We start from the raw sequence: 26,169 nt of genomic DNA, 5'->3' as shown, positions 1-26,169 counted from the left end.
ACTAGAAGCTAAAAAAAAGATAAGAATATTTTGTAAAGATAAATTAGCTAGTTATAAAATACCAACTAAAGTAGAAATTGTTCAAAAACTAGAAATTAGCGAGAGATTTAAAAAAATAAGGATATAATTTCTTAAAGCAAATTATAAAATATTTAAAGTGAGAAATATGCCAAAACTTTTTTTAATGTCTTTAGGTTGTAATAAAAATTTAGTTGATAGTGAAATCATGCTTGGAAGATTGAGTGATTATGAAATTTGTGATGAGCCAAGTATAGCTGATGTTTTGATTGTTAACACTTGTGGCTTTATCGATAGTGCAAAAAAAGAAAGTATAAATGCGATTTTAGACTTACACGAGCAAAGAAAAAAAGATTCATTGCTAGTTGTAACAGGCTGCTTAATGCAACGCTACCGCGAAGAATTGATGAAAGAACTTCCTGAAGTTGATCTTTTTACCGGTGTGGGAGATTATGAAAAAATTGATGAGATGATACTTAAAAAAACTAATCTTTTTTCTAATTCTACTTACTTACAAGATAAAAATACTAATCGCGTGATCACAGGCTCTAACTATCATGCCTTTATCAAAATAGCTGAAGGGTGTAATCAAAAATGTTCATTTTGTGCTATACCAAGCTTTAAAGGAAAACTCAAGTCAAGAAGCTTAGAAAGCATTATAAATGAAGTAAAAGAACTTGTTAAAAAAGGCTATAAAGACTTTTCTTTTATCGCTCAAGATACAAGTTCATATTTGTTTGATCAAGGTCAAAAAGATGGACTTTTAAAACTCATTGAAGCCGTAGAAAATATCCAAGGTGTAAAATCTGCTAGAATTTTATACCTATATCCAACAAGCATTAGCAAAGAAGTGATAAAAAAGATCATCCAATCAAAAGTTTTTGTAAATTATTTTGACATGCCTTTGCAACACATTAGCGACAATATGCTTAAAATCATGAAGCGTGGAGCCAATAAAGCTAAATTAATCGAACTTTTAAATTTAATGAAGCAAGCACCAAATTCTTTTTTGCGTACAGGTTTTATCGTGGGTCACCCCGGAGAAAGCGATGAGGACTTTGAAGAATTATGCACCTTTATCAAAGAATTTGGTTTTGATAGAATTAGTGTTTTTGCATATTCTAAAGAAGAAGATACTGCAGCTTTTAATATGGAGCAAATTCCAAATAAAATCATCAATGCAAGGTTAAAAACTATAGAAAAAATCGTTGATGAGTGCATAGAAAAAAGCTTCAACCAACAAGTTGGCAAAAAAACTTTAGCATTTTGTGAAGGTCAAAGCTCTGAAGGAGAATTTTTCATCGGTGCAAAAGACTTGCGTTGGGATAGAAATATAGATGGAGAAATTCTCATTAATGAAAGTGATTGTGGAGATTTAGAAATGGGTGAACTTTATGAGTGTGAAATTACACAAAGCTTAGACAAAAAACTCATTGCAAAAGCCTTAAGAAAGCTTGATGATTGATAACAAATACTTAAATCATTTAAAGCAAGGGAAAAATCTTTTAGCATTTTCTCATGGGAGTGATTCTAGTGCTTTGTTTTTCATTCTTTTAGAAAAAAACATAGATTTTGATCTTGCTTTTATAAACTATAAAACTCGTAAAAATAGTGACAAAGAAGAGCAAAGCGCTAAGGAACTAGCCAAGCGTTTTCATAAAAAAATCTATATCAAAACCGCACCCAAAATAACTAAAAATTTCGAAGCACATGCAAGAGCTTTACGTTATGATTTTTTTGAAGAACTTTGTCAAAGCCATTGTTATGACAATCTTTTACTAGCTCACCATTTAAATGATAAACTAGAATGGTTCTTAATGCAATTTTCCAAAGGCGCAGGGCTTAGAGAGTTACTTGGCTTTAAAGATATTGAAAAAAGAAAACATTTTACCATTATAAGACCCTTGCTTCAAACCCCAAAAGAAGAAATTTCAAACTATCTAAAAGAAAATAATATCAGCTATTTTCATGATGAGAGTAATGATGATGAAAGATATTTTAGAAATTTTATACGCAAAAATTTTGCAAATGAGTTTTTAAAGCTTTATTCAAATGGGGTTAAAAAAAGTTTTACCTACCTTGAAAAAGATTTAAAAGAAGAAGATATTTGCGAATTTAAAAATATCTACATTACCCATAAAGATGAAAGCTTAATCGCAAAATGCTTTAAGAAACTCGGAGTGCTTTTAAGTGCCAAACAAAGGCAAGAAGCATTAAAAGGCGATGGGGTAATTTCACATAAAATAGGCATTGTTTATATGCAAGAAAAAGTTTTGATTTTTCCTTTTGTAAGTTGTGAAAAAATACCAAAAGACTTGAAAGAAATTTATAGAAAAGCAAAAATTCCTAAACTCTTAAGAGCATATTTATATACAAAAAACATTGATACAAAAGAGCTTATACAAGCTCTTTTGTGATAGTTTCAAAAAGTTCTTTTACTCTTGCTTCTAAAAAGTCTTTAAATTCAACACTTGTAGCTTCAACACGCATGATAAGATACGGACTAGTATTAGAAGCACGCAAAAGCGCCCAGCCTTTTTTAAAAGTGATTCTAACTCCATCAATTTCATTGCAATCAAGCACATTTTCAAAAGCATTAGCTTTTACTTTTTCTTTAAATTTTTCTATGATTTGAAATTTGTTTTCTTCGCTTACTTTAAGCTTGATCTCTTCACTTGCATACAGTTTTGGTAGTTTTTTAATGAGTTTTTCTAGATCATACTCATTCGCCAAAAGCTCTAAAGTTCTTAAAAATGCGTAAATTCCATCATCATAACCAAAATATCTATCTTTAAAGAAAATATGGCCACTAAGCTCTGCTGCAATGTCGATATTTTGCTCTTTCATCATTTTTTTAATATTCGAATGTCCGGTTTTACCCATCATAATAAAACCAATTTTTGTCACCTCATCAAAAAGATTTTTAGAACATTTTACCTCACCTAAAACTCTAGGATTTTCAATATTTTTAGCAAACAAATAACAAAGTTCATCGCCTTTAAATACATAGTCTTTACTTGCCACTACCAAACGGTCTCCATCTCCATCAAAAGCAAAACCCATTTTTGCGTTTTCATCTTCATTTAACGCAACTTGCAATGCATGTAAATTTTCAAGCTCTGTTGGATCAGGTGCATGATTTGGAAAGGTTCCATCAGGATTTTCAAATAAAATTTGTGCATTAAGGTTTAATTTTTCTACCAAAGGTTTTATAATCACTCCAGTAGCCCCATTTGCACAATCAATGATGATTTTTTCTTTATAATCCTTAAGATGTGAAAAATGCTTCACTAAAAAATCTATATATAAACTTTTTATATCATAGTTTTCATATCTTAAGTCATCATTTATTTCAAGTTCTAAATACTCTTGCACTTTTAAAGAAAGCTTTTTTAAGTCAGCACCAAAAAAACTTTCTTTGTTGATTGTGATTTTAAACCCATTATACTCCTTTGGATTATGTGAGCCTGTTATCATGATATTTGCGTCAAAAATCTCATCGAAAAACAAGCTAAAATATCCCATAGGAGTTGGTGCTAAGCCTATATCAAACACTTGCATATTAGCTTTATTTAAACCACTAATTAAATAATTAAAAAGTTCATTAGCACTATATCTTGCATCATAACCTACGCTAACTTTCTCACAACCTCTTGCTCTCATTTCCAATCCCAAAGCATAACCTATAGCTTTTACACTTTTTTCATTAAGTTCACTCGGGTAAAGTCCTCTTATATCATACTCTCTAAAAATCAAATCCAACATCTTAATCCTTTTGTTTTCTAAGTTCTAATTTTGCCTGTCTTAAACTCTCTTCTAAATTTTCATTTTTGCTTGATAAGCAGAGTTTAATGTCTAACTTTGCTTTTTGCTCTTTCAGTTCAAAAGTGTATTTTTGTATGAAATTTTCAAGCATTTGAAGTTTACTTTGCACAAAAGCTATATTTTCATTTTCAAAAACAATGATAAAACAATCCTTATCATCTTTAAAAATTCTAGCATGTAAAGCTTTTTTTAAAATTCTTCCAAAGTTATACAACACAAACTCTCCCATTTTCAAACCATTTTGGTGGTAAATTTCATTGATGTTTTTAACTTCCACCAATGCTAAATGAAAATTTTCAAGTCCTTGTGCATATCTTCTTAAAGCTTTTAAGTTTGGCAAATTAGTTAAAGTATCAAAAAAAGCTATTTTATAAGCTTTATACGCTAAAAACCCTATCAACACTAAAGAGGCAAATTCATAATAACCTAGGTCAATATTATTATAAAATAAAAACTGCACGCTTAAACCCATATAAGCTAGTAAAAAATGAAAATCATTATTTTGAAAATATGAAAATAATAAAAATATAAATCCCACCCAAAACACGCAATAACTCAACTCACTAATAGGGGTAAAAAAATGCGTTGATAAACCAAAAATTTCACTTGTAATACTTGCGTTAAAGTTGGTGCTTGTGCTAAGTATCAATGCTACCAACCCCATAAAAGCTAAATAAGCAAATTTAATAAGGTTAATTCTTTCAAATACAAGCTTGCTATCTTGTAAAAACACAAAAAGCACAAAAGAAAAAGGTAAAAATACCGAGATAAATAAATGCGCTTGATATTCACTTGCTACCAAAGATAAAGCTCTAGCGCATAAAATCAACAAAAGTAAGAAAAAAATCTTATTTTGCTTTAAAAAATAAGCTAAAAATAAAGCTAAAATATTAAAAACCAAAGTCATACTTGGCAATGTTTTTAACAATAAATATGAAAAATCCAAAATAATAAACCTTTTTTTGTTAAAATTATAGCAAAAATATTTTAAGGATATTAATGGTAGAAGTAAAAAATCTCACAATGCGTTTTGCAAATCAACTTTTATTTGAAGATGTAAATTTAAAGCTAAACCGTGGTGAAAGATATGGCCTTATAGGTGCAAATGGGGCAGGAAAATCAACTTTTTTAAAAATTCTCTCAGGCGAAATCGAATCAAGTAGCGGTGAAATTTGCATAGATCCGAATTTAAAAATCGCCGTATTAGGGCAAGACCAATTTGCCTTTGAAAATTACACTATCAAAGATGCAGTAATGTGCGCTAATAAAAGATTATATGATGCGCTAAAAGAAAAAGAAAAATTATATATGAGCGAAGAATTTACCGATGAAATCAATGATAGGCTAAGTGAGCTTGAAATCATAACAGCAGAAGAGGATCCAAACTATGATTGTAAACTTAGATGTGAAAAAATTCTTAGCTCATTAAACATTAAAGATTTTAATGCGCTTATGAGTACTTTACAAAGTGCAGATAAATTTAAAGTTTTATTAGCGCAAGTGTTATTTTTAGGTGCTGATGTATTATTTTTAGATGAGCCTACAAACAACCTTGACTTAGAAGCTATTTCTTGGCTTGAAAATGAACTTTTAAGACATGAAGGAACCTTAGTAGTAATTAGCCACGATAGACATTTTTTAAATAAAGTCTGCACAAGAATTTTAGATGTTGATTTTAAGCAAATTAGAGATTTTGCTGGAAATTATGATGATTGGTACATGGCTTCGACCTTACTTGCTAAACAAGCCGAACTCAAGCGCGATAAAACTTTAAAAGAAAGAGAAGAATTAGAAAATTTCATACGCCGTTTTAGTGCTAATGCTTCAAAAGCCAAACAAGCCACAAGTAGAGCTAAAGCCTTAGAAAAACTTGAACTTGAAGAGATTAAAACTTCAAGCAGACGCGATCCTAGTATCGTTTTTAGAACTAATAGAGAAATTGGAAATGAAGTTTTAGAACTAAAGGGCATTAGCAAAGCTTACGATAAAACTTTATTTGAAAATTTAGAATTAAAATTAGAAAAAGGTGATAAAATCGCCCTAATTGGTGCAAATGGCGTTGGAAAAAGTACTTTAGCTAAAATCATTGCCTCAAAATTAGAACCTGATAGCGGTCATATTCACCTTGGTGCTACTATAGAAATGGGATATTTCTCACAAGATACAACCAACTTAATCAATGAAGATTTGAAACTTTATGAATGGCTGATGAGCGAAAAATTCAAAGATTTAGACGAAATTCGCAAATGTCTTGGTAGAATGCTATTTAGCGGAAGCGATCAAGAAAAAATGGCTTCTAGTTTAAGTGGGGGTGAAAAACATCGCTTAATGCTTTCAAAACTAATGCTAGAACGCGGAAATTTCTTGCTTTTAGATGAACCAGATAACCATTTAGATCTTGAAAGTATCATCGCATTAGGAGAAGCTTTATACAACTTTAAAGGTTGTGTAATATGCATAAGCCACGATAGAGAGCTAATTAGTGCCTTTGCAAATCGCATATGGTTTTTAGAAGATGGAAAACTAACCGATTTTAAAGGAAGTTATGACGAATTTTTAGGAGGTTTAGAATGAATTCGTTTAAAATAAAATACGCAGCTGGTTTTGGGCATTTTACTCAAAACCACAGAGGTTTTGGACCAACAATTTATGTCGAAGAAAGTATAGATTTTCAAAGCGAAAAAGATTATTTTGATTATGTAGAATTTTATGAAAAATTTAGCAAAAAAGATGATACTTATTTTCATATTTCATTCTTAGAAGATCGTCCTTTAAATGCTCAAGAGCTAGAAAGCAGAAATGCGTATAGAAAATTAAGAGATGAGCGTTGTGCAAATGCGAGAGAAGAATTTATAAAAAACAATGAAATCGACGCAGAATATTACCCTACGCATGGTGATTAAGGAATAATTTTTGCTTGTTTTTTCCTTGTAATATTTTTTGAAAGGAGAAAACATGCAAGTTAACCATGATAATTTATCGGTTAAGGAGTATGGGTATGGTCAAAGCAGTGCTTATAAAAGCACACAAAGTTCTGGCGAAGACTTTATGTCCTTGCTAAATCAAAGTAGCAATGAAAATTTAAACGAACAAAGTTTAAAACTAGATGAGCTTTTCTCAAAAGCTATGAATCAAGATCAATTTAGCACGGGAATTTTTAGCTCTAATATGTCAAATATCTATAATTACCGCTTTAGGGGTCAAAACGAAACTAGTGTACAAAATAACATAGAAGAAAAACAAGAACCACAAAAAGATATGGTAAAAGATCTTTTAAATTCTTTATAAAACGAAGTAAGCATTTGCTTACTTCCAAACAAGTCCACTAAATTCAAATTCTTTTGCAAATTTTTTAAATTCTTCTTCTTCTTTAGCGTTGACACTCACGCTAAGTTCGACATTTTCCAAAAACGTCTTTTTACAAGAGATATTATTTTTGTTTAAAAAATGCTCAAATCGTGCATAAAAATGAAAAGGGATATTTAAATTTAAGATATTTTTGGTTTCAAACTCTATAAGATTAGCTTTTAAAATCGCTTCATTTGTCGCATCACTGTAAGCTCTAACAAGCCCGCCTGTGCCAAGTTTTATCCCACCAAAATAACGCACCACAATCACCGCACAATTAACCAGTAAAGCCCCTCTTAAAACATTTAAACAAGGCATTGCAGAAGTTCCCTTTGGCTCCCCATCATCGCTTTTATCTTCTACAATTTGACCCAACTCATTTAAATACCTATAAGCATATACAAAATGCACAGCTTTTAAATGTTCACTTCTTAGTCTTTGCATTAATGCTTGAAAATCTTCAAAAGGACATAAAAAAGATAAAAAAGTCGATTTTTTGATTTCTATTTTTGCTTGATAAATCTGATCAATTGTTTTCATTTTTTCCTTAAAATTAGCTATAATATTTAAATAAAATTATAATCAAAACAACTTATAAAATTTTAAGGATAAACTATGCTTCAAACTTGTATTTTTCCTGCAGCAGGCTATGGTACTAGATTTCTACCTGCGACCAAAACCCTACCTAAAGAAATGCTGCCTATACTAACTAAACCCTTGATTCACTATGGAGTAGATGAGGCTTTAGAAGCAGGCATGGAAACCATGGGCTTTGTAACAGGGCGTGGAAAAAGAGCTTTGGAGGATTATTTTGATATTTCTTATGAACTTGAACACCAAATCGCAGGCACTAAAAAAGAATACCTTTTAAGCGAGATTAGAAAGCTTATTGATCGTTGTACTTTTACTTTTACAAGACAAAATGAAATGAAAGGTTTAGGAGATGCAGTTTTAAAAGCAAAACCTTTGGTACAAGATGAAGCTTTTGGAGTGATTTTAGCTGATGATTTATGTGTCAATGAAAACGGAGTTAATGTTTTAGCCCAAATGGTCAAAATTTATGAAAAATATCGTTGCTCTGTTGTGGCCGTGATGGAAGTTGAACCTGATCAAGTTTCAAACTATGGTGTGATCGCTGGAAATGCTGTGGAAGAGGATTTAATCATGGTAAATTCTATGGTAGAAAAACCTGATCCAAAAGATGCGCCAAGTAATTTAGCGATCATAGGAAGATACATCTTAACACCTGATATTTTTGGTATTTTAGAAAACACCAAAGCGGGCAAAAATGGTGAAATACAACTTACCGATGCCTTGCTTTCACAAGCAACTAATAATATGGTTTTAGCTTATAAATTCAAAGGCAAAAGATTTGATTGTGGAAGTGTAGAAGGCTTTGTAGAAGCGACAAATTATTTTTATGAGAAAAGCAAAAATGCTAAATAATACTTTATTTTTTAAAAGTCAAGATTTTAAAAAAATTACCGCTTATGCTAGTAGAATGAATGATGAGTTAGAAAGTGGCGATGTGGGGTATTATCATCTAGTAGATACAAGCTTAGACTTGATTAAAGAAAGCAAAGAATATATCGCAACCAAACCCCATATAAATAGCATTGTTTTAGTAGGTATGGGCGGATCAAGTTGTGGGGTTAAAGCTTTAAAAGAACTTTTATTTGATCATGTAGAAGAAAAAAAACTTTTTATTATAGACAATACCTCCTCGCACACCTTTACACATACTATGGATATGCTTGATCCTAAAACTACGCTTTTTATCATTGCAAGTAAATCAGGCACAACTATAGAAGTAATTTCTTTATTTAAGCTTATCATGGCGCATTTTGACTTACAAAAAGAAAATTTACACGAAAACTTTGTATTTATCACAGATTTTGACTCCAAACTTCATAAGTTAGGCGATGAGTTAAACATAAAATGCTTTTTCATACCTAAAAATGTAGGGGGTAGATTTAGTGTTTTATCTGCGATTGGTATTGTTCCTTTGACTTTTTGTGGCTATGACACCAAAGCCTTGCTAGAGGGTGCAAAAGCTTGCTATGTAGATTTTTTTGAAAAAAAATGCGATCAAATTTTACAAAAAGCTTATCATTATTGTACTCACAAAAGTGCACATATTAATGTGCTTTTTTCCTATGGCGATGCATTTAAAGGTTTTAATGAATGGTATATTCAACTCATTGCTGAAAGTTTAGGTAAAAAACAAGGCTTTAAACGCATAGGATTAACTCCTATTGCTTTAATTGGAGCTAGAGATCAGCACAGTTTTTTACAACTAATCATGGATGGACCTAAAGATAAAACTGTTACTTTTTTAAAAATCAAAGACAGTCAAAAATCACCCAATATCCCAAATATCAGTTTTAATCATTTGCAAAATTGTGACTTCACTAATGAAGTTAACCTGCATGATCTTTTAAATGCCCAATGTGATGCAACCATGCATGCTTTGATTGCTGAAAATTTAAGTGTAGATGTAATAGAACTTGAAAAACTAGATGCATATCACTGTGGATATTTGATGTATTATTATGAACTATTTACCTCAGCTTGTGGTATTATGCTAGGGATAAACACCTATGATCAACCTGGTGTTGAAGTAGGAAAATTAATCCTCAAAAATATGCTTAGTAAATAAATTGGTTTTATTGCAAAAAAAGAGTATAATGAATACATCAGTATTTTATAATATAAAATTTATTAGATAATAATAATTATTATTTAAGAATTCTATGTTATAATTTTACAAATGAAAAAAAGGAGATAACATGTCAGTAACAAAACATTTATTACAATTACAAGCAGATGCACATAGCTTGTGGATTAAATTTCATAACTATCACTGGAATGTAAAAGGCTTACAGTTCTTTTCTATCCATGAGTATACAGAAAAAGCTTATGAAGAAATGGCAGAACTTTTCGATGATTGTGCTGAAAGAGCTTTACAACTTGGAGAAAAAGCTATCGTTTGCCCAAGCACTTTACTAGAAAATGCAAAAGCACCAAAAGCTCAAAAAGACTGCTTTACTCCTGTAGAAGTACTAGAGCTTATTAGAGAAGACTATAAATATCTTTTAGCTGAATTTAAAAAACTTAACGAAGAAGCTGAAAAAGCAAGTGATACTACAACTGCAGCTTTTGCACAAGAAAATATTGCAAAATATGAAAAAGTTCTTTGGATGCTTAACTCAACTATCCAAAATACTTGCACTATGTAGGGTTTTAAAACCCTACAATGTTTTTTGACTTACAAAATTTCATCATTCTAAGTCAAAAAACTACTTTAAACCCTCACGAAAAAACACTACTTCTTCAAATCCAAAACAAATTTAAAGAAAATATACATTTACTGCAAGAACTATATGATTACAGTTTAGTAGCATACTGTGCAAATGTATTTTTAGGTCAAAGTTTGCCAAAACAAGCTTATTTAAAAAACAAGTTCATTCTTCAAGCTTTAACCAACCCATTCTACAAAAAAGACAAAATTCCAGTAGGCGGATTTAACAACGCGTTTTTGGCTTATCGTTTTATCAAAAACTATGAGATATTAGAACATATCAACGAAAAGCACTCTTACTCTAAAATGGGTTTTAGAGCTAATTTTATTTATGATAAAAAAAGAAAAAATTATATCTTAGCTTTTGCAGGAAGCGATCTAAATCCCTTATGTTTTGATTTTAAAGACTTTTACAGTGATTTTTTCATTCTACTTGGAAAAAATCCTAAAGGTCAAATTCAATCGATGTATTATTTTTACGATCAACTCAAACAAAAATATCCTATCGATAAAAATCTCATCATTATAGGACATTCTTTAGGAGGATATCTAGCTCAAGCTTTTGCAAGATCCTTTCCTAATGCAGTAAAAGAAGTCTATGCCTTTCAAGCACCAGGTTTAAAACAAAATTTTCAAGCTTATTCTTATAAAAATTTCCATATAAATACCACCCACAATCTCAATTTTAAAACTTATAAATGGTGGAATTTTAATTTTGTGCAAAAGTTGTATCACAAAAACAGTCAAGAAATTTTACTCCACACAGGCAATGTTAAACACCATCCTAGTGTGTGTATTTATAAGCTACATGAGTTATTTAGAATTCTTAACCCATAAGGGTTAAGAATTAATGCAAATCTTCATTAAGTTTCACTGCTTTTTTATTTAAAGCAACTATCATCACTCCACTTTGCGAATCTTGTCTAAAATGCAAACCATTTAAGCCTGCTAACTCTAGGCCCTTGTATATATCTTTGTCGAATTTAAAATCAGGGTTGATTTTTTGCAATTCTTCTTTATTTTTTAAAGCAAACTTAGTTCCTTCTAAAACAGCAATGCCTGCATCAACGATACAATTATCCCCCAAAGGAATTCCCGTTACCGAATTTGCACCCAAAAGACAAGCCTTACCAATGCTAATAGCATTGCCACTAGTACCACTTAAAACACCAAGTATAGAAGCACCGCCTCCTACATCACTGCCCTCGCCCACAATAGCAGAAGAACTAATACGCCCCTCCACCATACAAGCACCCGTTGTACCTGCATTAAAATTCACATAAGCAGCTCCTGGCATTATAGTAGTACCCGCAGCTAAAACCGCACCCATTCTTACTTTAGAACTTTCTAAAATTCTAGTATTATCTTCAGGAATTACATGTGCTAAAAATCTTGGGAATTTATCTACATAATCAATCCTTGGATATCTTCCACTCATTTTCAAATCGATCTCATTTTCTCTTAAAAAGTCCAAATCAATCGCCTTGTTATCACTCCATGCAACATTAGGTAAAATTCCAAAAGCACCTGTTAAATTTAAACTTCTCAAAGGTACTTTTTTATTTGAAAGCAAGTAAAGTTTTAAATATACACTTTCTAAGCTTTTTGGTGCCTCATCTTCAAAAATACAAACAAAAGAGAAGGCATTTTCTCTAAAATTTTCTTTTACAGCTTGGATTACTTCTATGTTTTTATGACCTGCTTCTTGTAAAAATGGTGCAAAACATTCTAAAGCAAATTCCAAATCCTCTTTGATCAAAGTAGCTACAAATTCACTTTCACTAAAATCAACATCAACCCCTCTTCTAAAAAATGCCTCAAACATCACCGCTGCGGCTGCGTAATTTTGCTCAAAATTGATCACACCAAAACTAGCCTGTAGTTTTTTACTAGGATCTACTTGACTTAGATCAAGTCTAGCTATCCCAAAAGCTTTAGGTTTTTTATAGTTGATTCTTTGTTCAATTTGTTTAATTAAATTTAAAAATTCCTCTTTGCTTTCTATTGCCATACTTTCCTCCCTATTGCGAACACGCACTTTTACCATTCATCACAGGTTGAATAGCAGAATTATCCACCATGCCTTCTTGATTTACTTTTTCGATAAATTCCCAAATTTTTTCAGCTGCTTGTAGATATCTTTTAGAACTGACACTCTCAGGCATATAAAAACTCACAGGCTTTCCACTATCTCCGCCCTCTCTTACACTCATCTCGATAGGAATTTGAGCTAAAACATCACAATTGTAAGCTTTTGCCATTTCTTCAGTCGTACCTTTTCCAAAGATGTCGTATTCTTTGCCATTATCAGGACATAAGAATCCACTCATATTTTCTATAATACCCGCAACAGGAATATGTAATTTTTCAAACATATCCAAAGCTCTTTCACTATCATCTAAAGATACCACTTGAGGAGTGCTTACACATACACCTGCGCTAACTGGCACACTTTGAGCTAAAGTAATTTGCGCATCACCAGTTCCAGGAGGCATGTCAAGCAACAACACATCAAGTTCAGGCCAAAACACATCAGCTAAAAGCTGCTCAATCGCTTTCATGATCATAGAACCACGCCACATTAAACCTTTGCCTTCTTCTATCAATACACCCATACTCATCATATAAACACCATGAGATAAAATAGGTCGAATCTTTTGCCCTACAATTTCAGGCTTACTCTTGCTCTCACCTAACATTCTTGGTATGTTTGGTCCATAAATATCTGCATCTAAAAGTCCTACTCTTTTACCCATTTTTGCCAAAGAAATTGCTAAATTTAAAGTTGTCGTACTTTTACCTACTCCACCTTTTCCACTTGACACCATAAGGAAGTTTTTAATTTGTGGGGCGATATTTTTTCCACTTCTTGTGTTGCTTTTTTCTTCAGGAATTTTTGGCTGAATGATTTCTAAATTAAGCTCTAAATTCAAATCTTTTAAAGCATTTGCGATATTTAGTTTAAGCTCTTGAGCAATTTGTGCATTAGCTGAAACTATCTCCACTACAATATGCGCTTGATTTTCATTTGCTTCAATCTTTTTTACAAAACCAAAACTAACAATATCTTTTTTAAATCCTGGATATATAACTTGTCTTAGTCTTTCTTCAATTTTATCCTTCAATTTTTCTCCTTATTATTTAAAATGATTAATTCTACTAACATAAATATAAATTTTGGCTTTTATGGTGTATAATATCGTAACATTAATAAAAAATTAAGGTGCAACAAATGCTAGATATTTCCTTGATTATGCTGTCAGCTGGGGAGTCTTCAAGGTTTAACGCTCCAGTAAAAAAACAATTTTTAAGGCTAGGTGATCAACCCTTATGGCTTTATGCAACTAAAAATTTAAGCTCTTTTTACCCGTTTAAACAAATAGTTGTTACTTCTGGTAATATTTCTCACATGAAAAAATTTGCTCCTGAATATCATTTTGTTCAAGGTGGCTCCACAAGAGCTCAATCTTTACTTAATGCTTTAAGTATGGTTGAAAGCGAGTATGTTTTAGTTAGCGATGTAGCAAGGGTTTTGATTTCTAAAAATCTTTTTAACAATATCGTAGAAAATTATGACAAAGCAGATTGTATCACACCTGTGCTAAAAGTAAGCGATACAACAATTTATGCGCAAGAAGCCATTGATAGAGATAAAATCAAGCTCGTACAAACCCCACAACTTTCTCGTACAAGTATGCTTAAAAAAGCTTTGGAGCAAAACGCGAATTTTACTGATGATAGCACCGCAATACAAGCTATTGGCGGTAAAATTTGGTATGTACAAGGAGATGAACTTGCTAAAAAAATCACCTTCAAAGAAGATCTAAAAAGCTTTAATCTTCCCACACCTTCTTGGGAAATTTTCAGTGGAAATGGTTTTGATGTGCATGAATTTGGAGAAGAAAGACCTTTGCTTTTAGGCGGAGTTAAAGTACATGAAAGCATGGGATTAAAAGCACACTCTGATGGAGATGTGCTAGCCCATGCTTTAGTCGATGCATTATTAGGAGCAGCGGGGCTTGGGGATATAGGAGAGCTTTTCCCAGATAATGATATGCAGTATAAAAACGCTGATTCTATGCTTTTGTTGCAAAAAGCTTATGCTTTGGTGCAAAATTATGGTTTTGAACTTGTAAATACTGATATTACCATCATCGCTCAAACTCCCAAGATGAAAGAATTTAAAGAAGCCATTGCTTTTAATATCGCCAAAACACTAAAAACCACACCTAACAAAATCAACATCAAAGCTACCACTACAGAACACTTAGGTTTTATTGGACGCAAAGAAGGGATCGCTGTTTTAGCAAGTGCAAATTTAAAATATTTTGATTGGATGAAATTATGAAAGTTTTAATAGTAGAAAATGAATTTTATTTGGCGCAAAGCATAGGTTCAAAGCTTAATTCTATAGGCTATGAATGTGACATTATCGCAAATGTAAATGAACTTTCCCACCGTGATTATGAGGTTATTTTACTTTCAACAAGTATGAATAATTTTGAGCATATTATCGAGATTTTTAAGCACAAAATCATCATTTTACTAATATCCTACATCAGCTCAGATACCGTTTTAGCACCGCTAAAAGCTGGTGCAAGTGACTACATACAAAAACCTTTTATGATAGAAGAACTCGTGCGTAAAATCAAGCATTTTCAAGAATTTAAAAAAATAAGTATCTTAAACCACACCTATCAGTCATATTTAAAACATAAATTTGAAACTGCAAAATTACCTATTTTTGATTATAAAAAAATCAAACTTCCTTTGATCATAAAAGCTAACAATCAAATTTTTGCAGACCATTTTGTGTTTAACTATACTAACGAACATAATATCGCAAATGTCTACATCGACCTTTCACACCAACAAAATTTAGATAAAATTTTCAAAGACAATTCTTTGCATTATCTTGTAAATTTTCAAACCCTCAAACCTTTGGAAAAAGAAAAGGTGTTAAACCTTGCTTTAAAAAAAGCTGTTATTATACATACAAGTACAAATGTCGAACATAATGATTTTCAAATTTTAGAATTAGGCGAAGATGAAAAAAACTTTGAAAGCAATGGAATTTTAACTATTGATGATTATGTTAAGCATATTATCATTAGCTATCAAAACATTTTCCCTGATACTGATTTATCTAAAAAGTTAGGAATTTCAAGAAAGTCTTTATGGGAAAAAAGGAAAAAATATGGCATCACAAAGAAAAAATAGCATTATAATTTCAGAAGAAGAATACGAGGTTTTATGTTTCATCAAACAAGGAATTTTCGGCTCTTTTACCAAGTTGATGAATCAAAAAGAAAGAGATGAAGTTTTAGCTACAGGAATGATCCATAACCAAAAAATTCCTTACACTCTTACCTTTGCACCTGCTAGCACCAAAGAAAACAATGCGGTTTTAGAAAATGCAAAAGTAGGCGACAAAATAGACTTTATCTGTAATGATAAAGCCATAGGGCATATCATCTTAGAAAGCAAATTTGAAAATGATAAAAACAGCAATGATATTTTTAGACCAAATGCATGCTTGATTCAAGACTTTGGAAAAACTTGCATTAGCGGTGAATTTGAAATTTATCACAATCACATTAAAGCTATAAAAGAAGACTTTGAAAAAATCAAAAAAAGACTCAATCCTTCCAACATCACTGCCATTGTTTCAAGCTTTGATCCATTTCATAGAGCTCACGAGAGAATTTTAAGATGGGCTATAGAAGAATCTGACTTAGTGATCATCTTTCTCATAGAGTCTTATGAAAACAACGGTTTAAGTTTGAAGCTTAAAAAACGCTGCTTTGATGTTTTTGCGCAAAATTATTTGCCATCTTCTAGAGTTTTACTCATACCTTTGCACAATATCAAAATTTTTGCCTCGCATTTAAATCCTGTGCTTGAATGTGCTTTAGCTAAAAGCTTTGACTGCAACAAGGTTTTTGTAGGGCAAAATCACGCAGGACTTGGAATGTATTTTAACCAAAACAGAGCCTTTACTGTGCTTGATGATTTTGCAAAAGATTACAACATAGAAGTTACCATACTTCCTGAATTTGTATTTTGCGATGAATGCAAGATGATAGTAAGCACTAAATCATGCCCACACGGTGCACATCATCATATGAAATACCACGGAGATTCTTTAAAAAATTTACTTAGACTTGGTATCATTCCGCCAGCAGTTTTTATAAGGAGAGAAATTTCGGCTTTGATTTTATCTGAGCTTTTCCCAAATCGCTTTCATAATAAACAAAATATCTATAGCAATCTTTTCCCTACGCATGGTATTTTAGAATATCGAAGCGACAAAGAATTTTACGAACAACTTATAAAACTTCATCAAATGTCATATATGGTGTAACTATGCAAAAATTATTTTTAACTTTTTTTTATTCAGGTAGTGTCAATAAAGCCCCAGGAACCTTTGGTACAATAGCAGCATTAATTCCTGCTTTTTTTATTTTAAGGTATTTGGGTATAGAAACTTTGATTTTAGTAGCGATTTTACTTTTTTTAATCTCTATTAAAGTCATCGACCAATACGAAAAACAAACAGGCATACACGATGATAAACACATCGTTATAGATGAAGTTGTCGGGGTGTTTTTAGCCTTAGCAATTTGCGGACAGAGTGTTTTTACCTTTTTACTTTCTTTTGTTTTGTTTAGATTTTTTGATATTACAAAACCTTCTATCATAGGTAAAATTGACAAAAAAACCAAAGGTGGTTTAGGTGTAATGCTAGATGATGTTTTAGCGGGGATTTTCGCAGGATTATTCTCTGCGGTGATTTATGGAATTTTGCTTAAATTTGATCTTTTGTGGTTTGATATAAGCATCATGGAGATATTTTAGCTTCATAAATGTTATTGTATTTATTTGAAAAATTAAAGGAAAATTATTAATGTCATACAAAGCTATTATGAACAAAAAAAATAAAATGAATGGCTTAGAATTATTAAAATTAATTGACAAAGAAAGCATAAAAGTGGTTTTTTTTGATCCGCAATATAGAGGTGTTTTAGACAAACTTTCTTATGGTAATGAAGGAAAAAGTAGAGGCAGGGAACGTTCCGAATTACCTCAAATGACAAAAGAAATTATATTAGCCTTTATTAACCAAATAGAACAAATTTTAAAACCTAGTGGATATTTATTTCTGTGGGTAGATAAATTCCATTTGTTCGAATGTAAAGATTGGATAGACAATTTTAAATCTATTGAAATAGTAGATATGATAACTTGGGATAAACAAAAAATTGGCATGGGATACCGCTCTAGAAGAAGATGTGAATATCTAATTGTAATTCAAAAAAGCCCAAGAAAAGCTAAAACCACTTGGAATATTCATAATATTCCAGATGTTTGGGATGAAAAGATAAATAACAAAATTCATACGCACTCAAAACCGGTAGAGCTTCAAAAACAATTAATTTTAGCAACGACACAAGAAGAAGATATTGTTGTCGATCCCGCTAGTGGAGGCTACTCTGTTTTAAAAGCTTGCGAAGAAACCAATCGAAAATTTCTAGGATGTGACTTAAAATTTGGAGATTTATATGAGTAAAATATCAAATCAACAAGGACGAAACGTTCAAAAGAGTGGAGTATCTGGATACACAAGAGCTGTCGGAAATGATGAGTTAGGACAACTTCTTTCGAGAGTTCAAGCTTGTGTAATCTCTAATGGTAATGAGTTAGAAAAATTATTGATTGATAGATGCTCTACAATTGATAATATAGACATATTTATTAAAAAAGTTACAACGAGCAATATAAACCAAGGGACTTTTCTTTGTACTAAAAAAATTTTAAAAAAGACACAAGATTATAAAGATGTGATAAAAGGTATTGAACCAGATATGATAATTTTCATCGTTAGCAATTATAGATTGTGTAAAATAATAGAATTAAAAGACGGGGATACATTTGATACAAAAAAAGTGAAAGGTGAAAAAGCTAATCTTGTAACATTTTCTGAAAAATTTGGGGCAAAAATACCATTTTCTACAGATTATTATGTTTGCTGTTTTAATCAAAATAACAAAGAAATTATTCGAGAAGGAATGAAAAATGAATTTGATTTAGAACATATTATGACTGGTAAAGAACTCTGTCAATTGCTAAATATTGATTATCAAGAGATTATAAATATTCGAAAAAATGACATGGAAGAAAATTTCAATTATTTCATTGAAGAGCTTTTAAAAATACCAGAGGTTTTGGAAAAAATAAATCAAATAATAGCTACTTCAGAAAATAAATAGTTAAAACTATTTATTTTCTTTTTTTATTAAACAAATACAACAAAATAGGCTATGTCAATATCAAAACAAACTCTCTGCTTTTGGCAGAGGTTTAGGCTAATCTCTTTAGCATTATTTTATAAATCCACTAGCAAGCACTAAATCTTTATCATAAAATACTGCCATTTGTCCGCTAGCAAGCCCATAAACAGGTTCTTGTAAGATAATCTTAGCACTTTTATCTTCATTGATTAAAACCTTGCATGGGGTTGATTTTGATCTGTAGCGTATTTTTACCTCACACTCTAATTCTTTAGCATCAACAAATAAATTAATAGTATCTAAAACAAATTCGCTGATTTTAAGCTCGTCTTTTTTACCTACTATGATTTCATTTTTTTTAGGATCAATTTTTAATACAAAATGAGGTTCATGAGCCCCACGCACTTCAAACCCCCTTCTTTTACCTATGGTATAGTGCATATAACCTTCATGTTTACCTACTTCCTTGCCGCTACTATCTCTCACAATACCTGGAATTTTAGTATCCATAAATTGATCTAAAACTTGCACATAAGTATCTTCCACAAAACAAATTTCTGAACTTTCTTTTTGTGTTGCAAAAGATTTTAAAACATCGATCGTTGATGCAAATTTTTTCACATCTTCTTTCTTCATTTCTCCAAGAGGAAAAATCAAATATTCTAAAGCTTGTTTGTCTGCATTAGCTAAAAAGTAACTTTGGTCTTTACTCTCATCAACCGCGGTTTTAATCAAACCATTTTCTATCCTTGCGTAGTGACCTGTGGCTAATTTTTCACAGTTTAGGCTCTTTGCGAATTCTAAAAGTTTACCAAGCTTGATAAAACGATTGCACAAAGCACAAGGATTTGGTGTTTTACCTTCTTTATAAGTATTAACAAAAGGCATATAAACTTGATTTTTAAAGTCTTCTTGTAAGTCTAAAATATGATATTCGATGCCTAAAAATTTAGCAACTTTTTCTACTTTTTGTATGTTTTCTTCGTGATAATTAGGTTTTCCATGAAGTTTCATATAACAACCAATCACCTCATGTCCTGCTTGTTTTAATTTATAAGCAGTTACAGTACTATCCACACCCCCACTCATTGCAACAAGAATTTTCATCTTTTTCCTTTATCATTCTTATAATTTCATCTAAATCATCACTTATACTATACTTTAACTCATCATTTTTAGATATAGTTCCAAGTCCTAGTAAAGAAGTTTTGATAAATTCATCAAGAGGTTGCCAAAATTTTTGCCCAACTAAAATAATAGGAACATCTTTTTTAAAACTAAGTTGTTTAAGCGTAAGAATTTCAAACAATTCATCTAATGTCCCAAAGCCGCCTGGGAAAATCACAAAAGCTAGACTCTTTTGAATAAGAGCCATTTTGCGAATGGCTAAGCTCTTAAAAGTGATATTATACTCTAAAAAGTCATTTGCTTTTTGCTCAAATGGTAAATGTATATTAAATCCAAAAGATTTTAAATGCTCGGCATTACTTTGCATAGCTCCATAATTTGCAGCCTGCATAATACCACCGCCACCACCACTAATGATACTATACCCTTTATCAGCTAACTTGGTAGCTAAATTTGAAGCTAAAATACAATACTCATTTTCTTCTTTTAACCTAGCTGAACCAAAAAAAGTTACAGCATTTTGAATTTTGTCTAAAGCTTGAAGCTGCGCGACATCTTCGATAATGCATTTTTTCATCTTAATTGTTCTAATCTTTCTTTTTTAGATCCAATCTCGGTGATTTGCACTCCAAAGTTTCCATCTACGATAACCACTTCCCCATAGGCAATCTTTTTGTCGCCTATTAAAATTTCTAAAGGATCATTAGCTAATTGATCAAGCTCGATAACCGAGCCTATATCCATAGTCAAAACATCTTTTAAAAGCATTTTTTTACTACCAATACGCACCCTTATAGGTAAGCGCACATCCATGATCAAACCGATATTTCTTAACTCTTCAACATTAGCTAAAGCTTTATGATCTTGTGGGTGATCTTCATTCGTTGCTACGATCTCTTCTAGATCAGTTTTAGTTAAAACCTTATAAATTTTTTCATCAAAAACCAAAGCAACTTTTTCTTCTAAATCTGCAATTTGTACATTGTATAAATATAATTTATGAAAGCCGCCAAGCTCTAAAGTATCTGCGATAAATTCACAACTTTCTAAACTAAAATCCATTTTAGGAATTTCTTTTTGCGCTCCCAAAGTAGTAGAAAAAGCTGAAACGATATTTTGTATAGCTTCTTTAGCCGCATCCATTTCATCTTCATTGAGCTCGCTATTTTTAGAGATCTCTTCTTCTCCCATCATCCATTCGCCAATTGCACTCATTAAAACCGCACTAGCTAGGATTTTGATTTTCATTTCATTGTTTACATTAAAAGTAGCACTTACTAATGGTGGAGTCATAGAGTCTTGAGAATTTACATCATACTCATAATACTCGCTAAATTCAGCACTTTTTCCTGTTAAACCCTCTATTGTACTTACACATTCATTGACAAATATGCCTAAAAAATCATTGATCATCGTCTTCCTCTTCTAGTTCTTCATTATCATCGTACGAATTTGCTTTTGCTCTTCTTTCATCTTCATATTTTTCAAGCATTTCTTTGATCTCATCTTTATCGGTTTTGATAAGTTCTAAGATCTTAATTGACTTTCTAAATCTATGAAGCCCCACTTGAGCTAAAAATACCTCTTTTTTATCAATAGCAACTATGGCTTTATCATCTGCGCTTCTATCAAGCTTTAAAATATCTCCTTGTTTTAAGTCCAAAAATTCATTTACATTGATAAAAGTCTTACCAAGCATAGCTTCATAAATCACTTCAGCACGACCGATTAAAGTTTTAAGCTCTTTATTTCTTGATTTCTTAGCCGAAGTTTCACCCATCATAATATCACGATTTGCCAAACGGCTTAAAATACTCTCTAAATGTACAACCGGATAACAAATATTCACCATACCGCTTGAATTTCCAATGATGATCTCCATTACCACCATGATAACAATTTCATTTTGAGAAACAATTTGCACGACATTTGGGCTTGATTCTTTTGCTTCTACGCTTGGATAAATTTCTGTAACATTCATCCAACTTTCTTTAAGTCTTTGCATAATAATACGCAAAATAGAATCAAGCAAATTAAGCTCGATTTCTGTTAGTTCTCTTAAAGTATCAAAACTCTCCCCTTGACCACCTAAAAGCCTATCTATCATAGGAAAAGCGATACTTGGATTGATCTCTAAAACACAGTTTCCATCTAAAGGTTTAATCGAAAAAACATTGAAACTTGTCGGCGAAGGCAAAGACATCAAAAATTCACCATAAGTCATCTGATCCACCGAATGCAGCTTGATCTCCACTATACTTCTCATCATAGATGAAATTTGTGAAGCAAGGTTTCTTGCTAATTTATCATGAATACCCTTAATCGAACGAAGCTGTTCTTTTGAAACCCTATTTGGACGCTTAAAGTCATATACGACAATATCTCTTTTATCTTCTATATCTTCTAATTTAGAAGACGTTGCTCCATCATCGCCATCATCATCAACAACTTCTAAAAGAGCATCAATTTCTTCTTGTGAAAGTATCTCAGCCATTAAACTAGCCTTTCTCGAATCTTCTTAAGCAAACGCTTATGAATTTGCGAAATTCTCGACTCGCTAATCTCCAAAATCTCTGCAATTTCTTTTAAATTTAACTCTTCATAATAATAAAGTTGAATCACTAGCTTTTCTCTTTCTTTAAATTCATTTAAAACCGCATTGATTTTTTCGATCAATTCTTCTTTTTCTATTTGTTCTATGATATTGCTATCATTAAAACAATTTAACTGCTCATCTAAAGGCATTACAAGCGATATAGCATGAGCTGCTCTTGCTTCTTTAACCTTTTCTACTTCTAGATTAAGTCTTTTTGCTAAATATTCATCATCGGGTTCTTTTTCATTGTCTTGATAAAACTCATCCACAATAGCATCAATATCCTTGATAATTTTTCTATTGCTTCTACTCATCACATCAAGACTTCTTAGATAATCAAGCATAGCTCCATTAACTCTTTTTCTTGCAAAACCCCAAAAATTATCATTTTGTTCTTTATCATAACGACGTGAAAGCTTGATCATCTCTTCTACGCCTATACTGATTAAATCATTCACATCAATACTAGCCGGCAAACGCTCTTTGAGTCTAAAAGCCATAGCTCTTAATGCAGGCATATAAGAGATAACTAAGCCATCTTGTTCTTTTTTTAGCGTAGAAGCGTAGGCATTATGCGGCTGCATGTTTTACTTTTCTCTTTACCGAGCCTTCAGCTTTCTTAACATCTTCACGCTCTTCTTGTAGTTTTTCAAGTAAATAATCCATTTTCTTTTCTCTTGCAGCTAATTCTGCAATAAAGCTATTATTTTCGTTTTCGTATTTTTCTTTATTAAAGCTTCTTCCGCTAATTTTATGCACATCTACAAAGATCATAATCACAATATGAATTAACACATAAAACACAAAAGTAATCAAGCAAGTGTATACGACTATTTCTACTGCATCTTCTATATTAACTATGGTAAACATTAATCCTATAAAAAATCCACAAACAGTAAAAAAAGCAACAAAATTCTCTGGTCTCATCTTTTTCCTTCAATCTAAAAACGATCCAAAAGCTTTTTGAAAAAACTCATAATGCTTTTATCTCCTACATTATTAAGCACTTTTTGTTCCAACCTATACAAAAGCTTAGAGGCTATAGCTTTAAGCTCATCGCTTGAGTTTGTATCCTCATCACTAAATAAAGTTCTCTTTTTTATACTAGAACTAATATCTTTACTTTGACCTAAAAATCCTAAAAATTCCAAATTTAAATGATGTTTGATGTTGATATCTGCAACTTTTTTAATATTATCAAAAATTCTCATTGCTTCATTTTCATTTTTAACAACATTAAACACCATCAATAAATTTTCTTTAGTTTTTGAGGTAGTTTTGATAGTAGCATATGCATCAGTGATCGCTGCAGGATCAGGCACAGTGATAACAATAACCTCATCAGACATTTCCAAGAAATTTCCTATATTACCGCCAATACCTGCCCCCGTATCGATGATCAAAAAATCTAAATCATCTAAAATACTTGTTTGGTTTAAAAATCTTTCATAGATATTTTTGTCATTGTATTTTAAAATTTCATCACCACTTTCACCCGGAATAAGCCATAAGTTAGGTTTTACTTCTATCAAGATATCTTCTAATGAGCATTCGCCTTTTAAAACATGCAAAAGATTTTTCTCTACACGTACATTTAAGATCACATCTAAATTAGCCAATCCAATATCTGCATCAAAAAGTCCAACCTTATAACCATTTTGAGCTAAAACATTACCTAAATTTGCACTAAAAGTACTTTTTCCAACTCCACCCTTACCGCTAGTAACTGCGATAAAATGAGTATGTTTTGTGTTTGAATTTTCGTTTTTTACTAGATCTTTTAATTTTTCTGCTTGATTACTCATTCTCATCCCTTCTAAAACCTTCTAACACACAACGTACTAAAAAGTCACTATTTGCTACTTCTATATCATCAGGCACTTCTTGACCTATGGAAAAAAAGCTCATCGGAGTGCTAGTTTCATAAAGCAAAGAAAACACATTTCCAAACACTTTAGTTTCATCAAATTTTGTAATGATTAAAGTGTCTATATTTAAAAATGAAAAATTATTATAAGTTTCTAACAAATCTTCATATTTTGTATTGGCAGAAAGTACCAAATTTACATCAATTTGTGCATTAGAATGCGATAAAAACTCTTTTGTTTTTTCAAGTTTTGCTTTATCATACTGTGAATTTCCGGTTGTATCGACTAAAATAACCTCGCAAGTATTTAAGCTTCTAATCGCATCATCTAAATCATTTGGTTCTATACTATCAATAATAGGAAGCTTCATCATCTTAGCGTATTGGAAAAGCTGTTCTACTGCGCCTATTCTATAAGTATCAAGCGTAATAATGCCTGTTTTATAGCGTCTATCTCCATAAGCGTAACGAAAAGCAAGTTTAGCTAAAGTGGTAGTTTTACCTACTCCTGTGGGACCCACCAACATCATAATTTTTTGCTTTTTAATTTCGCTTTCTAAGCGACAAGGGAGCATATTACGCAAAAGCGAGTAAAAATATCTTTGCACTGCTTCTTGATTTGCTTTCATAGTGCTTGGCATATTTTCAATAGTCGCTTTCATAATCGCTTCTAAATGTGCTTCTTGCATGCCACTTGCCTTAGCTTGCTTATAAATACTTGCAAATTCAGGTGGTATAGCTAGTTCCTTACGTAAATCTGCCTTATCATCCCACATCATATCTACTAATAAATTCATTTTATCATTGAGTTTATTCATTTGTTTTTCAAAGGCTTCGATTTTTTTATCATAATTTGGGCTTGGCATAGAAAAATCTTGATAATTTGAAACTTTGCTAATTTCTGAACTTACTTGAGAAAGTTTATTTTTTAAATTTAAGAAATTATCATCTTTTTTATTTGCATTTAAATAAGGATTAATAGGTTTTTGCTTGGCTTTTGAAGAAAATTCAAGCACCACATCTTCTTCTTTTTTTCCTTCTTCTTGTTGGGGAGCTTGAATTTTAGCCTCAGGAAAACTCGCGGTGCTTGGTTTTTTCTTCGCTGGTTTAGCAATATTGTTTTGTCTTAAATGTTCTTCATAATCAGCTTCTTCAATCGCTACTATAACCTCATACAAAGGCTTTTGGTTAATAGTTTTTGGACGAATTTGCTTATTGGTTACGATTAAAGCTTTATCGCCATAATCTTGCTTAACCTTAGGTATAATCTCATCTGTGCTTTCAACTGTAAAAGTATGAATCAATTGTCCCATATTTTTCCTTATCTTAATAAGCCCAAAGGCAAAGTTACACTAATTCTATCATTTACCCCTACGTGAGGTACTGTACAATACTCATCTTTACGCGCTTTTTTTGAAAAATACAACAAATCCAAATCAAGCGTTCTAGGAGCATTTTTAAAAGTTCTTTTTCTCCTGAATTTAAACTCATAAAAAAATAAAACTTTTAAAAGTGCTCTTGCGTGCAAGCTTGTACTTACAACCATCACTGCATTGGTAAAGTCTTTTTGATCTTCAAAACCAAAAGCCTTATTAATCAAAAATGGCGATGTTTGCAACACTTGCAAGCGTCTATCTTGCATCAAATGCCTAAACAAAGCTCGAAAGCGTTTTTTTTCATCTTCTATATTGCTTCCAAGTCCTATAATGGCTATATATTTTCCTTTTTTATCAGCCTTTGAATAAAAAGGAAAAAAACGAATTTTTTCTACCCTTCTAGCTCCTTTAATCAGCAA

General features: G+C 31.6%; 29 protein-coding genes. 15 read left to right on the top strand and 14 right to left on the bottom strand.

Features of this window, described 5'->3' with window-relative positions; translation table 11 throughout:
* The first annotated feature begins 166 nt into the window (after positions 1 to 166).
* Together rimO and tilS are read left to right on the top strand one after the other, a co-directional pair.
* On the top strand, positions 167 to 1,483 hold the full coding sequence (gene rimO / locus CKA54_RS04605) for a 30S ribosomal protein S12 methylthiotransferase RimO (protein WP_120760353.1): 1,317 nt from the start codon (positions 167 to 169) through the stop codon (positions 1,481 to 1,483).
* Positions 1,473 to 2,435 (top strand): tRNA lysidine(34) synthetase TilS, encoded by a 963-nt coding sequence (tilS, locus tag CKA54_RS04600; RefSeq protein WP_120760352.1) that lies wholly within the window; start codon positions 1,473 to 1,475, stop codon positions 2,433 to 2,435. Before rimO ends, tilS begins: the two co-directional genes overlap by 11 nt.
* On the opposite strand, the gene CKA54_RS04595 is transcribed toward tilS, so the two are convergent.
* On the bottom strand, positions 2,416 to 3,783 hold the full coding sequence (locus tag CKA54_RS04595; protein WP_120760350.1) for a phosphomannomutase/phosphoglucomutase: 1,368 nt from the start codon (positions 3,781 to 3,783) through the stop codon (positions 2,416 to 2,418). The two genes, tilS and CKA54_RS04595, sit on opposite strands and share 20 nt — an antisense overlap.
* Position 3,784: 1 nt before the next feature.
* Positions 3,785 to 4,789, bottom strand: a complete 1,005-nt coding sequence (locus CKA54_RS04590) for a diguanylate cyclase (RefSeq protein ID WP_120760348.1) — start codon at positions 4,787 to 4,789, stop codon at positions 3,785 to 3,787.
* A 53-nt stretch (positions 4,790 to 4,842) separates the two neighbouring features.
* Between CKA54_RS04590 and CKA54_RS04585 the strand changes: the two genes are divergently transcribed.
* Genes CKA54_RS04585 through CKA54_RS04575 form a run of 3 tightly spaced genes read left to right on the top strand, consistent with a single transcriptional unit; the run spans position 4,843 to position 7,131 of the window.
* The gene (locus tag CKA54_RS04585) at positions 4,843 to 6,417 is read left to right on the top strand and encodes an ABC-F family ATP-binding cassette domain-containing protein (protein WP_120760346.1); all 1,575 of its coding nucleotides are present in this window, start codon (positions 4,843 to 4,845) and stop codon (positions 6,415 to 6,417) included.
* A complete protein-coding gene (locus CKA54_RS04580) occupies positions 6,414 to 6,746 on the top strand; it encodes a hypothetical protein (RefSeq protein WP_039662700.1) in 333 nt (110 codons plus the stop codon). The genes CKA54_RS04585 and CKA54_RS04580 overlap by 4 nt, the downstream gene beginning before the upstream one ends.
* A gap of 52 nt (positions 6,747 to 6,798) precedes the next feature.
* Positions 6,799 to 7,131 carry a hypothetical protein gene (locus CKA54_RS04575; protein WP_039662697.1) on the top strand — a complete coding sequence of 111 codons (333 nt, stop codon included), beginning with the start codon at positions 6,799 to 6,801 and terminating at the stop codon, positions 7,129 to 7,131.
* Between the two features lie 18 nt (positions 7,132 to 7,149).
* On the opposite strand, the gene CKA54_RS04570 is transcribed toward CKA54_RS04575, so the two are convergent.
* Positions 7,150 to 7,731, bottom strand: a complete 582-nt coding sequence (locus tag CKA54_RS04570; protein ID WP_120760344.1) for a YigZ family protein — start codon at positions 7,729 to 7,731, stop codon at positions 7,150 to 7,152.
* 75 nt (positions 7,732 to 7,806) lie between these two features.
* Between CKA54_RS04570 and galU the strand changes: the two genes are divergently transcribed.
* The 4 genes from galU to CKA54_RS04550 all read left to right on the top strand — a co-directional run bounded on the left by galU (position 7,807) and on the right by CKA54_RS04550 (position 11,329).
* Positions 7,807 to 8,637, top strand: coding sequence for a UTP--glucose-1-phosphate uridylyltransferase GalU (gene galU / locus CKA54_RS04565; RefSeq protein WP_120760342.1), 831 nt, complete (start codon positions 7,807 to 7,809; stop codon positions 8,635 to 8,637).
* Complete coding sequence (locus CKA54_RS04560) at positions 8,627 to 9,850, top strand: glucose-6-phosphate isomerase (protein WP_120760356.1); 1,224 nt, start codon at positions 8,627 to 8,629, stop codon at positions 9,848 to 9,850. The genes galU and CKA54_RS04560 overlap by 11 nt, the downstream gene beginning before the upstream one ends.
* A 130-nt stretch (positions 9,851 to 9,980) precedes the next feature.
* Positions 9,981 to 10,430 carry a DNA-binding ferritin-like protein gene (locus CKA54_RS04555; protein ID WP_039662691.1) on the top strand — a complete coding sequence of 150 codons (450 nt, stop codon included), beginning with the start codon at positions 9,981 to 9,983 and terminating at the stop codon, positions 10,428 to 10,430.
* Between the two features lie 17 nt (positions 10,431 to 10,447).
* The gene (locus tag CKA54_RS04550; RefSeq protein WP_120760340.1) at positions 10,448 to 11,329 is read left to right on the top strand and encodes an alpha/beta fold hydrolase; all 882 of its coding nucleotides are present in this window, start codon (positions 10,448 to 10,450) and stop codon (positions 11,327 to 11,329) included.
* 10 nt (positions 11,330 to 11,339) lie between these two features.
* Here CKA54_RS04550 and CKA54_RS04545 read toward each other — a convergent pair whose 3' ends face one another.
* Together CKA54_RS04545 and CKA54_RS04540 are read right to left on the bottom strand one after the other, a co-directional pair.
* A complete protein-coding gene (locus tag CKA54_RS04545) occupies positions 11,340 to 12,503 on the bottom strand; it encodes a tetrahydrodipicolinate N-succinyltransferase N-terminal domain-containing protein (RefSeq protein WP_120760339.1) in 1,164 nt (387 codons plus the stop codon).
* Positions 12,504 to 12,513: 10 nt separating this feature from the next.
* Entirely contained in the window at positions 12,514 to 13,617 is a 1,104-nt protein-coding gene (locus CKA54_RS04540; RefSeq protein ID WP_120760337.1) for an Mrp/NBP35 family ATP-binding protein, read from the bottom strand.
* Between the two features lie 107 nt (positions 13,618 to 13,724).
* Here CKA54_RS04540 and CKA54_RS04535 point away from each other — a divergent pair, with 107 nt between their 5' ends.
* From CKA54_RS04535 to CKA54_RS04510, 6 genes are read left to right on the top strand one after another with little or no spacing between them, the layout of a single operon-like run.
* Entirely contained in the window at positions 13,725 to 14,840 is a 1,116-nt protein-coding gene (locus tag CKA54_RS04535) for a bifunctional 2-C-methyl-D-erythritol 4-phosphate cytidylyltransferase/2-C-methyl-D-erythritol 2,4-cyclodiphosphate synthase (protein ID WP_120760335.1), read from the top strand.
* Entirely contained in the window at positions 14,837 to 15,712 is an 876-nt protein-coding gene (locus CKA54_RS04530) for a response regulator transcription factor (protein WP_039662679.1), read from the top strand. The genes CKA54_RS04535 and CKA54_RS04530 overlap by 4 nt, the downstream gene beginning before the upstream one ends.
* Positions 15,690 to 16,856 carry a sulfate adenylyltransferase gene (locus tag CKA54_RS04525; RefSeq protein ID WP_120760333.1) on the top strand — a complete coding sequence of 389 codons (1,167 nt, stop codon included), beginning with the start codon at positions 15,690 to 15,692 and terminating at the stop codon, positions 16,854 to 16,856. Before CKA54_RS04530 ends, CKA54_RS04525 begins: the two co-directional genes overlap by 23 nt.
* Positions 16,857 to 16,858: 2 nt before the next feature.
* A complete protein-coding gene (locus CKA54_RS04520) occupies positions 16,859 to 17,350 on the top strand; it encodes a phosphatidylglycerophosphatase A (protein WP_039662675.1) in 492 nt (163 codons plus the stop codon).
* A 49-nt stretch (positions 17,351 to 17,399) separates the two neighbouring features.
* Positions 17,400 to 18,062: a site-specific DNA-methyltransferase gene (locus tag CKA54_RS04515; protein WP_120760331.1), complete on the top strand. Its 663-nt coding sequence runs from the start codon at positions 17,400 to 17,402 to the stop codon at positions 18,060 to 18,062.
* Complete coding sequence (locus tag CKA54_RS04510; protein WP_120760329.1) at positions 18,055 to 18,762, top strand: restriction endonuclease; 708 nt, start codon at positions 18,055 to 18,057, stop codon at positions 18,760 to 18,762. Before CKA54_RS04515 ends, CKA54_RS04510 begins: the two co-directional genes overlap by 8 nt.
* Before the next feature lie 111 nt (positions 18,763 to 18,873).
* Here CKA54_RS04510 and mnmA read toward each other — a convergent pair whose 3' ends face one another.
* Genes mnmA through folK form a run of 9 tightly spaced genes read right to left on the bottom strand, consistent with a single transcriptional unit; the run spans position 18,874 to position 26,169 of the window.
* The gene (gene mnmA / locus CKA54_RS04505; protein WP_120760328.1) at positions 18,874 to 19,890 is read right to left on the bottom strand and encodes a tRNA 2-thiouridine(34) synthase MnmA; all 1,017 of its coding nucleotides are present in this window, start codon (positions 19,888 to 19,890) and stop codon (positions 18,874 to 18,876) included.
* Complete coding sequence (locus tag CKA54_RS04500; RefSeq protein WP_039662666.1) at positions 19,853 to 20,488, bottom strand: TIGR00730 family Rossman fold protein; 636 nt, start codon at positions 20,486 to 20,488, stop codon at positions 19,853 to 19,855. Before CKA54_RS04500 ends, mnmA begins: the two co-directional genes overlap by 38 nt.
* Positions 20,485 to 21,324, bottom strand: a complete 840-nt coding sequence (fliY, locus tag CKA54_RS04495) for a flagellar motor switch protein FliY (RefSeq protein ID WP_043019360.1) — start codon at positions 21,322 to 21,324, stop codon at positions 20,485 to 20,487. The genes CKA54_RS04500 and fliY overlap by 4 nt, the downstream gene beginning before the upstream one ends.
* Entirely contained in the window at positions 21,314 to 22,405 is a 1,092-nt protein-coding gene (gene fliM, locus CKA54_RS04490; protein WP_039662661.1) for a flagellar motor switch protein FliM, read from the bottom strand. The genes fliY and fliM overlap by 11 nt, the downstream gene beginning before the upstream one ends.
* A complete protein-coding gene (locus tag CKA54_RS04485; protein ID WP_120760326.1) occupies positions 22,405 to 23,091 on the bottom strand; it encodes an RNA polymerase sigma factor FliA in 687 nt (228 codons plus the stop codon). Before CKA54_RS04485 ends, fliM begins: the two co-directional genes overlap by 1 nt.
* Positions 23,078 to 23,434 carry a hypothetical protein gene (locus tag CKA54_RS04480; RefSeq protein WP_039662656.1) on the bottom strand — a complete coding sequence of 119 codons (357 nt, stop codon included), beginning with the start codon at positions 23,432 to 23,434 and terminating at the stop codon, positions 23,078 to 23,080. Before CKA54_RS04480 ends, CKA54_RS04485 begins: the two co-directional genes overlap by 14 nt.
* A gap of 14 nt (positions 23,435 to 23,448) precedes the next feature.
* The gene (gene flhG, locus CKA54_RS04475) at positions 23,449 to 24,312 is read right to left on the bottom strand and encodes a flagella biosynthesis ATPase FlhG (RefSeq protein WP_039662653.1); all 864 of its coding nucleotides are present in this window, start codon (positions 24,310 to 24,312) and stop codon (positions 23,449 to 23,451) included.
* The gene (flhF, locus tag CKA54_RS04470) at positions 24,305 to 25,687 is read right to left on the bottom strand and encodes a flagellar biosynthesis protein FlhF (protein WP_120760324.1); all 1,383 of its coding nucleotides are present in this window, start codon (positions 25,685 to 25,687) and stop codon (positions 24,305 to 24,307) included. The genes flhG and flhF overlap by 8 nt, the downstream gene beginning before the upstream one ends.
* An 8-nt stretch (positions 25,688 to 25,695) precedes the next feature.
* Positions 25,696 to 26,169 (bottom strand): 2-amino-4-hydroxy-6-hydroxymethyldihydropteridine diphosphokinase, encoded by a 474-nt coding sequence (gene folK, locus CKA54_RS04465; RefSeq protein WP_039662649.1) that lies wholly within the window; start codon positions 26,167 to 26,169, stop codon positions 25,696 to 25,698.

It is taken from the genome of Campylobacter sp. P255, assembly GCF_003627915.1.
In the GTDB taxonomy this organism is placed as follows: domain Bacteria; phylum Campylobacterota; class Campylobacteria; order Campylobacterales; family Campylobacteraceae; genus Campylobacter_D.
This window is presented reverse-complemented; position numbering and strand designations above follow the sequence as displayed.

Bases quoted from the DNA above. Each gene is read 5' to 3' on its own strand.
- rimO (WP_120760353.1), top strand. From the start codon at position 167: ATGCCAAAACTTTTTTTAATGTCTTTAGGTTGTAATAAAAATTTAGTT.
- CKA54_RS04595 (WP_120760350.1), bottom strand. From the start codon at position 3,783: ATGTTGGATTTGATTTTTAGAGAGTATGATATAAGAGGACTTTACCCG.
- CKA54_RS04585 (WP_120760346.1), top strand. From the start codon at position 4,843: ATGGTAGAAGTAAAAAATCTCACAATGCGTTTTGCAAATCAACTTTTA.
- CKA54_RS04580 (WP_039662700.1), top strand. From the start codon at position 6,414: ATGAATTCGTTTAAAATAAAATACGCAGCTGGTTTTGGGCATTTTACT.
- CKA54_RS04575 (WP_039662697.1), top strand. From the start codon at position 6,799: ATGCAAGTTAACCATGATAATTTATCGGTTAAGGAGTATGGGTATGGT.
- CKA54_RS04570 (WP_120760344.1), bottom strand. From the start codon at position 7,731: ATGAAAACAATTGATCAGATTTATCAAGCAAAAATAGAAATCAAAAAA.
- galU (WP_120760342.1), top strand. From the start codon at position 7,807: ATGCTTCAAACTTGTATTTTTCCTGCAGCAGGCTATGGTACTAGATTT.
- CKA54_RS04560 (WP_120760356.1), top strand. From the start codon at position 8,627: ATGCTAAATAATACTTTATTTTTTAAAAGTCAAGATTTTAAAAAAATT.
- CKA54_RS04555 (WP_039662691.1), top strand. From the start codon at position 9,981: ATGTCAGTAACAAAACATTTATTACAATTACAAGCAGATGCACATAGC.
- CKA54_RS04550 (WP_120760340.1), top strand. From the start codon at position 10,448: ATGTTTTTTGACTTACAAAATTTCATCATTCTAAGTCAAAAAACTACT.
- CKA54_RS04545 (WP_120760339.1), bottom strand. From the start codon at position 12,503: ATGGCAATAGAAAGCAAAGAGGAATTTTTAAATTTAATTAAACAAATT.
- CKA54_RS04535 (WP_120760335.1), top strand. From the start codon at position 13,725: ATGCTAGATATTTCCTTGATTATGCTGTCAGCTGGGGAGTCTTCAAGG.
- CKA54_RS04530 (WP_039662679.1), top strand. From the start codon at position 14,837: ATGAAAGTTTTAATAGTAGAAAATGAATTTTATTTGGCGCAAAGCATA.
- CKA54_RS04525 (WP_120760333.1), top strand. From the start codon at position 15,690: ATGGCATCACAAAGAAAAAATAGCATTATAATTTCAGAAGAAGAATAC.
- CKA54_RS04520 (WP_039662675.1), top strand. From the start codon at position 16,859: ATGCAAAAATTATTTTTAACTTTTTTTTATTCAGGTAGTGTCAATAAA.
- CKA54_RS04515 (WP_120760331.1), top strand. From the start codon at position 17,400: ATGTCATACAAAGCTATTATGAACAAAAAAAATAAAATGAATGGCTTA.
- CKA54_RS04510 (WP_120760329.1), top strand. From the start codon at position 18,055: ATGAGTAAAATATCAAATCAACAAGGACGAAACGTTCAAAAGAGTGGA.
- mnmA (WP_120760328.1), bottom strand. From the start codon at position 19,890: ATGAAAATTCTTGTTGCAATGAGTGGGGGTGTGGATAGTACTGTAACT.
- CKA54_RS04500 (WP_039662666.1), bottom strand. From the start codon at position 20,488: ATGAAAAAATGCATTATCGAAGATGTCGCGCAGCTTCAAGCTTTAGAC.
- fliY (WP_043019360.1), bottom strand. From the start codon at position 21,324: ATGATCAATGATTTTTTAGGCATATTTGTCAATGAATGTGTAAGTACA.
- fliM (WP_039662661.1), bottom strand. From the start codon at position 22,405: ATGGCTGAGATACTTTCACAAGAAGAAATTGATGCTCTTTTAGAAGTT.
- CKA54_RS04485 (WP_120760326.1), bottom strand. From the start codon at position 23,091: ATGCAGCCGCATAATGCCTACGCTTCTACGCTAAAAAAAGAACAAGAT.
- CKA54_RS04480 (WP_039662656.1), bottom strand. From the start codon at position 23,434: ATGAGACCAGAGAATTTTGTTGCTTTTTTTACTGTTTGTGGATTTTTT.
- flhG (WP_039662653.1), bottom strand. From the start codon at position 24,312: ATGAGTAATCAAGCAGAAAAATTAAAAGATCTAGTAAAAAACGAAAAT.
- flhF (WP_120760324.1), bottom strand. From the start codon at position 25,687: ATGGGACAATTGATTCATACTTTTACAGTTGAAAGCACAGATGAGATT.